Here is a 6,550-nt window from a genome sequence, read left to right as displayed (position 1 = left end):
GGAGAGCGACGTGCGGTGAAAGTCGCATGCGTCGTTCGGGCTGGGGGCCGCCGGAAAAGGACCCGCACCCGCGGGCACCTCGCCGGCGGCCCACCAGTGCCCCCAGCTCGAAGACCTGTTCCGGCTGCGGCTGGCGAAACCCAAGCCTGACGCTGTCGGACCGCACGTTCCGCTGCCAGGCCTGCGGGCTGGTGGCCGACCGCGACCACAACGCTGCGATCAACCTCAAACACCAGGTCGCCGCCAGTACGTCGGAGACCGTAAACGCCCGTGGAGCCGACCGTAAGACCCGCGCGAGCGGGCAGGTGGCTGGGAAGCGGGAACCTGGCACGGCCAAGACCGGTCAGACCCGGGGTGCCGGCGCGCAAGTGCCGGCGGCGTGAACGGTGAGCGCTATTGCTCATCGAGCCGCAACGGAGTCCTCATGCCCGCCATGTCTGCCTCACCCGCCGCGCGCACCGCGCCGGCCGGGCCCGCCGGGCCCGCGATCGAGTCCGTGCTGGAGAGCATCTCGGCCGCGCTGGCCGTGCTGCGGCCCCGGATGGACGCGGTGAGCCTGGCCATCCACGCCCGGCCGGAGCTGAAGTTCGCCGAGTTTCACGCCCGGGACGTGCTGACCGGCTGGCTCGGGGAGTCCGGTTTCACCGTCCGGGTGCCGGCGGGCGGCCTGGACACCGCCTTCGTGGCCGTGCACGAGGGGGCGGAGCCCGGCCCGTGCGTCGCCGTCCTCGCCGAGTACGACGCACTGCCTGGTGTCGGGCACGGCTGCGGACACAACCTCATCGCGGCCGGGGGCGCGGGCGCGGCGATCGCGGCCGTCCGCGCGCTGCCCGCCCACCCCGGCACGATCGCCGTCATCGGCACGCCCGGTGAGGAGATGGGCGGCGCGGGCAAGATCCGGCTCGCCGAGGCCGGGGTCTTCGACGGCGTCGACGCGGCGGTGATGTTCCATCCCGGCGACCGGTCGCTGACCGGCCGGCCCGGGCTGGCCGCTGCCCACCTGCGGGTCGCGTTCGCGGGGACGAGCGCGCACGCGGCCCTCTCGCCCTGGTCGGGGCGCAGCGCGCTGGCGGGAGCCCAGCTGTTCCTCAACGCACTCGACACGATGCGCCAGTTCGTCCCGCCGAGCGCCCGGCTGCACGGCATCATCTCGGACGGTGGCCAGGCCCCGAACGTCGTCCCGGCCCACGCCGCGGTGGACCTGTACGTCCGGGACGGCACGGCAGCCTCGGTCGAGGAACTGGTCGAGCGGGTCCGCGCGGCGGCCGCGGGCGCGGCGCTCGCCACCGGGACGGCGGCGGAGGTCACCGAGACCGGCCCGCTGTACGCGGAGCGCCGCGACAACACGGTGCTCGCCGAGCGGTTCGCGGCGGCGGTGCGCGCGCTGGGTGTGGACATCGCGCCCGGGGACCCGCGCGGCCCCGCCGGCTCCTCCGACATCGGCAACCTCTCCCAGCCGCTGCCGGTCATCCACCCGTACATCCAGATCGCCGAGGTCGGTACGCCCGGTCACTCCGACGCACTGCGCGAGGCGGCGGCCACGGCGTTCGCCCACGACCGCACCCAGGTCGCGGCGGCCGGGCTGGCCTGGGTGGTCACCGGCCTGCTCACCGACCCGGGCCTGCTGGCGGCGGCACGGGCGGAGTTCACGACGGTGTCCACGGGTGGCACGGACTGATCGACCAGCCTCCGTACAGTCAGCCCATGTCGGTCGTGATCGTGTTGGACGGCGCCGCCCCCGGCCGGTTCAGCGTCGCCGTCTCGCCGCTCGCGGAGCTGGCCGCCTGCCTGCATGTGCTGACCGGGTCCGCGCACCACACCGAGCACGCGGCCTGGGCCGACCAGGTCACCCGCACCGCCCCGCCCGCCTTCCGCGCCGGGCTGGGCCGCTTCGCGCCGCTGTGGACGGCGCTGCGGTGGCGCGCCTTCTACCCGGGGCTCGACGGTCCATCCCCGGTCGCCGCGCCGCTGGCCGGCCTCGGGATCGACCGGTTCGCCGAGCTCACCGCATACGCCTGCGCCAGCGGGTACCACGGCTTCGATTTCAGCCAGGTCTGCCACGACCCGGGGCAGGCCGCCGTGCTGCGTCATGCCGCCGCCCGGCTGCCGGAGCCGCACCTCGGCCTGGCCGAGGACCTGCTGCGCGACCCGGAGGCGCTGCGCGCGGACATCCTCCGCTTTCTCGACCTGTGCGGGCGGGTGTTCTTCGGCGGGCTCTGGGCGCAGACCGCGCCCGTGCTCGACCGGGCCGCCCACCTGGTGCGGCGCCGGCTCGCCGACGGTGGGCCCGCGCCGGCCCTGGTCTCGCTCAGCCCGTCGAGCGCGCGTCTCGTCGCGCCGTCGGCCGGCCCCGCCCGGGTCGTCTTCGACAAGGTGCACCACGCGGTGATCAACCCGGCCCGGACTCCGCTGCTGCTCATCCCCACCCGCTACGGTGCCCCGCACCTGCTGGTGAAGAACGAGCCAGGTCTGCCCCCCGTCGTCCACTTCCCGGTCGAGGCGCCGAAGGTCGGCTCCGAGCCGGGTGCGGCTGTGCCGGCTGATCGCGCGGCAGGCCATGACCACCGCAGACCTGGCGGACCGGCTGACGATGACCCGCCCCCAGGTCTCCCGCCATCTGCGTGCCCTGCGCGAGCTGGGGCTGGTGCGGATGGAGCGCCACGGGCGGCACGTCCTCTACGAGCTCGACGTCGGCGCGGTCGGCCGCATCGGGCGAGATCTGGCGACGGCCCTGCAGTACTGAGGCACCCACGGCCGCTGGGACGTCCCGCCGGGACGGCCGTGGTTCACCAGTTGTTCCAGCGCGAGCCGGTCCGCGGACCGCACACGTGACCCGCCCGGAAGCGACAATAGGTGCGACAGCAACGGCGGTGACGGGCGCGACGCGCCCGCCGGAGAGGAGGAGCGGTGAAGCGGCGTCTCAGCTGCCCGTGCGGAGCGTTCATCGAGGGCGAGGACGAGGACGACCTGGTCGAGAAGACGCAGGCGCATCTCGCCGAGAAGCACCCGGACCACCAGTACTCGCGGGACGAGATCCTGTTCCTCGCCTACTGAGCCGGCTCGTGCGGGCGGGCCCCGGTGGTGGGTCAGCCGTGGGTCAGCCGTTCGGCGTGCGCGGACTCCGAGGCGGCAAGGTCGCCGCGCTGGCTGGTGCGCAGCTGCCAGCGGGTGGGGCCGTTGGGTCCGTGCAGCCGACCAGTGGCCAGCGCCGCCTCGATCCGGCGCCGAACCGTGTGCTCCTGCTCCGGTTCGGTGGCGAAGAGGATCCGCAGCCGTACCCCGCGGTGGCCCGTCCGCGTCGCGTGTGTGTGGTGCGCGGCGAGGGGGCAGGGAGGCTGATGCTCCCAGTGCCCGCAGAGAGCGACGGTGACCGCGGCGCCGGGCGCCGCCACGTCGGCGTCGGGGCTCATGTCGATCACGGCGTCGTGGGCGAACGCTTGGCGCATGGGGCCCAGTATGTCGACTACCTGTCCACGGCGCCGGTTCGTCCGGTCTGGCCGCGGTGGGGCTCGTCCCGCCCGGGTTGGTCCCGCGACGGCAATCTGGGTGTGTCCTCGTCCGGGCCTGGCCGGCGTGAATGTCTATCACTTCCGGCCGTCTCCAGGGTCCCCGGTGCCGACCGGCGCCGTACGTCGGCTCGGGGACGAGCGGATACGCACCGGTCTGGCGATCTGGCCCCGCTCGGCGGGATTTGCGAACCGTCCGGGCGGCAACAACATCGTCATGGTGGGGATGCGCGGGAAGCGCGCCGGTATGGGGGACAAACGGGGCGGCGAGCCGGCGGACGAGGTGCCCGCGCCGCGCCCGGCGGATGACACGACAGGTGCCGTGGCCAGCGGCGGTGCGGCCCGTGGCGGTGCGGCAGGGGACGCGGCCGCCGCACCGGCCCGGCTCGGGCTGCGTTCGTGGTTCTGGGTGCTGGTCCGCACCGTCCGCGAGTTCCGCCGGGACGATCTCCCGGACCGGGCCGCCGCGCTCACCTACTACGGGGTGCTCGCGATCTTCCCCGCGCTTCTCGTGCTGGTCTCGCTGCTCGGCGTCGTCGGGCGGCAGGCGACCGACAGCGTCCTGGAGAACCTGCAGGAACTGACACCGGGGTCGGCCCGCGACATCGTGCACGACGCCGTCACCGGGCTGCGGGACGCCCCCGGCACGAGCGGGCTGCTCGCCGTGCTGGGTCTCGCGGCGGCCCTGTGGTCGGCATCCGGGTACATCGCGGCCTTCATCCGAGCCGCCAACGCCATCTACGACATGCCCGAGGGACGTCCCGTCTGGAAGGTCGCCCCGCTCCGGCTGGCCGTCACGGTGCTGCTGATGGTCCTGCTGGCCGGGAGCGCCGTGATCGTCGTGTTCAGCGGCGGGCTGGCGCGGCAGGTCGGCCGGATGATCGGCCTCGACGACGCGATGATCACTCTGTGGTCGGTGGCGAAGTGGCCGGTCCTGGTCCTGTTCGTCGTGGTCATGATCGCGCTGCTGTACTGGAGCACCCCCAACGCCCGGGTTCGCGGCTTCCGCTGGATGACGCCCGGCAGCCTGCTGGCCGTCCTGATCTGGCTGGCGGCGTCCGCGGCGTTCGCCTTCTACGTGTCGAACTTCGGCTCGTACAACAAGACCTACGGGGCACTCGCCGGAGTGATCGTCTTTCTGGTGTGGCTGTGGCTGTCGAACCTGGCGATCCTGCTCGGCCTGGAGTTCGACACCGAGATCGCCCGGGGACGGGCGATCTCGGTGGGCCACCCGGAGGATCTCGAGCCCTACGTCGAACCCCGTGACACCCGTGCCTGGCCCAAGGAGATGAAGGCGTCCCTGCCGGCGGGGCGGCGCCGGTCCTGGCTGCCCGGCCGGCGGTCGCGCCGCCGCATGGCTGGCGCTGCCGAGAGCTGACGACCTGCAGTCACAGCGAGACACGCTCGCCGAGTATCTCACCGCCCGGCGCGGAGTAATCCCCTATCGGAATCAGGGGGCGTCGACCGGAATCGGTGAATGCGATGCGAGCAGCACTGTCCGCCGGCGGTCCAGGCCGGCCCGGTGGGCCCTGAGCGGTGGGGCCGCAGCGGTGGCGGCGGGGCCGCGGCGGTGCGGTAACGTCTGAGCCCGCACGGATCCCGCGCCCGCGGACCTCGTTTTCCCGGTGTCGGCCCGTTGATGTCCAGTGCGTCGCGGGTAACGGGAGCCCGCAGCACGTTCGGCTTTCGGTGGATGGAAGTGCGTCCTTGAACCTGGCGCCACAACCGCGGCGCCTTCAGGCTGCCGCTCGAACAACGGGAACCGCCACCGGGCTCGGTTTCGCGGTTCTTTTCCTCACCTTCGCGGTGACCAGCCGGCTGACCGACCTCGTCGTCTACCGGTTGGGCGGGAACGTCCTGCTGCACGGCGGGGACCTCTACTCGGCGGTGGAACCCGCCTCGGGGCTGCCGTTCACCTACACCCCCTTCGCGGCGGCGGTGTTCACGCCGCTCGCACTGCCGCCGCGGCCGGTCGCGCAACTGGTCTGGACGCTGCTCCTGCTGGTCTCGCTGTACTTCTTCTGCGCCACCTCGCTGGCGGCGATCCGGCCGTCCCCGGCCGGCCGCTGGCCCGGGGTCCGCGCCGTCGGCCCGGTCGTCGGCCTGGCGATGCTGGCCGAGCCGATCCGGCGGAACTTCGACCTGGGCCAGATCAACATCGCGCTGGGGCTGCTCGTCGCGCTGGACCTGTTCGGCCGGCGCGGGCCGCTGCCGCGGGGTGTGCTCATCGGGATCGCCGCCGGGATCAAGCTCACCCCACTGATCTTCGTGCCGCATCTGCTTCTCACCGGCCGCCACCGCGCCGCCCTGACCGCGGTGGCGACGTTCGGCGTGACGATCGGCGTCGGCTTCGCGGCGAGCCCCGGCTCGTCGGCGACGTACTGGTCCGAGACGTTCCTCGACCCCGGCCACGTGGGTGGCGTCCCGTTCGCCGGGAACCAGTCACTGCTCGGCGTCCTGGCCCGCCTCATGTCCGGTGCGGACAACGCGCGGCCGCTCTATCTCCCGCTGGCCGCGGTGGTCGCCGCCGTCGGCCTGGCGACGGCGGCGCGGCTGTTCCGCTCGGGTGCGCGGCTGCCCGGGGACGTCACCTGCGCTCTGACCGGCCTGCTGGTGTCGCCGATCTCGTGGAGCCATCACTGGGTGTGGGCGGTCCCCGCGCTTCTCTGGATGTCCGCGGCCCCCGGCCGGCCGCGGTGGGGACGGGGCGCCGCGGTGGCCGGCTACGGGCTGCTCGTGGCCGCTCCGATCTGGTGGGTCCCGAACACGGGCGACGCCGAGTTCTCCCACCACGGCTGGCAGCTGCTGGCCGGGAACTGCTACTTCCTCGCCGCGCTGCTCCTTCTCGGGGCGCTGGCGGCGTGGGCGCTGACGGGGGCCCGCGGCGGGCCGCGGGCCCCCGTGCCACGGCTGCCCGACCAGCGGATCGTCGGGCGGCGTGTGCCCGGGCCGCGGGTCCCCGACCCGCGGCGGCGATCAGGAGATGTGGCCGGCGCCCTTCCCGGAGGCGAGTAACCACAGCAGGTACGGCCCCCCACGACGGC

At 73.8% G+C, this 6,550-nt stretch carries 7 protein-coding genes and 1 pseudogene; 7 read left to right on the top strand and 1 reads right to left on the bottom strand.

What is annotated here, in order from left to right; all coding sequences use genetic code 11:
* From FMEAI12_RS24950 to FMEAI12_RS24935, 5 genes and pseudogenes are all read left to right on the top strand, one after another.
* A partial coding sequence (locus tag FMEAI12_RS24950) for a transposase (RefSeq protein WP_235014452.1) occupies window positions 1-383 on the top strand: 383 nt, incomplete at its 5' end.
* Between the two features lie 41 nt (window positions 384-424).
* Window positions 425-1,678 carry an amidohydrolase gene (locus FMEAI12_RS24945; protein ID WP_112108058.1) on the top strand — a complete coding sequence of 418 codons (1,254 nt, stop codon included), beginning with the start codon at window positions 425-427 and terminating at the stop codon, window positions 1,676-1,678.
* A gap of 26 nt (window positions 1,679-1,704) precedes the next feature.
* Window positions 1,705-2,445 (top strand): annotated as a pseudogene (locus FMEAI12_RS24940) (DUF5937 family protein); the annotation flags it as partial.
* Between the two features lie 112 nt (window positions 2,446-2,557).
* A complete protein-coding gene (locus tag FMEAI12_RS38630; protein ID WP_235014454.1) occupies window positions 2,558-2,743 on the top strand; it encodes a helix-turn-helix domain-containing protein in 186 nt (61 codons plus the stop codon).
* Window positions 2,744-2,907: 164 nt separating this feature from the next.
* Window positions 2,908-3,054 (top strand): hypothetical protein, encoded by a 147-nt coding sequence (locus tag FMEAI12_RS24935; protein WP_018500697.1) that lies wholly within the window; start codon window positions 2,908-2,910, stop codon window positions 3,052-3,054.
* 32 nt (window positions 3,055-3,086) lie between these two features.
* Here the strand turns inward: FMEAI12_RS24935 and FMEAI12_RS24930 are convergent, their stop codons facing one another.
* Complete coding sequence (locus FMEAI12_RS24930; protein ID WP_112108057.1) at window positions 3,087-3,446, bottom strand: hypothetical protein; 360 nt, start codon at window positions 3,444-3,446, stop codon at window positions 3,087-3,089.
* Window positions 3,447-3,612: 166 nt separating this feature from the next.
* On the opposite strand from FMEAI12_RS24930, the gene FMEAI12_RS24925 reads away from it, so the two are divergent.
* Together FMEAI12_RS24925 and FMEAI12_RS24920 are read left to right on the top strand one after the other, a co-directional pair.
* On the top strand, window positions 3,613-4,884 hold the full coding sequence (locus FMEAI12_RS24925; protein ID WP_235014450.1) for a YihY/virulence factor BrkB family protein: 1,272 nt from the start codon (window positions 3,613-3,615) through the stop codon (window positions 4,882-4,884).
* A gap of 329 nt (window positions 4,885-5,213) precedes the next feature.
* Window positions 5,214-6,521, top strand: a complete 1,308-nt coding sequence (locus tag FMEAI12_RS24920; protein WP_235014448.1) for a glycosyltransferase 87 family protein — start codon at window positions 5,214-5,216, stop codon at window positions 6,519-6,521.
* The last annotated feature ends 29 nt before the right edge of the window (window positions 6,522-6,550 follow it).

Origin of the sequence: Parafrankia sp. Ea1.12 (genome assembly GCF_900465275.1) — a bacterium.
In the GTDB taxonomy this organism is placed as follows: domain Bacteria; phylum Actinomycetota; class Actinomycetes; order Frankiales; family Frankiaceae; genus Parafrankia; species Parafrankia soli.
Note: the sequence above shows the minus strand (reverse complement) of the source record. Positions and strands in the feature narration are given on the sequence as shown.

Coding starts and splice junctions, on each gene's coding strand:
- FMEAI12_RS38630 (WP_235014454.1), top strand. CDS start 2,558: ATGACCACCGCAGACCTGGCGGACCGGCTGACGATGACCCGCCCCCAG.
- FMEAI12_RS24930 (WP_112108057.1), bottom strand. CDS start 3,446: ATGCGCCAAGCGTTCGCCCACGACGCCGTGATCGACATGAGCCCCGAC.
- FMEAI12_RS24945 (WP_112108058.1), top strand. CDS start 425: ATGCCCGCCATGTCTGCCTCACCCGCCGCGCGCACCGCGCCGGCCGGG.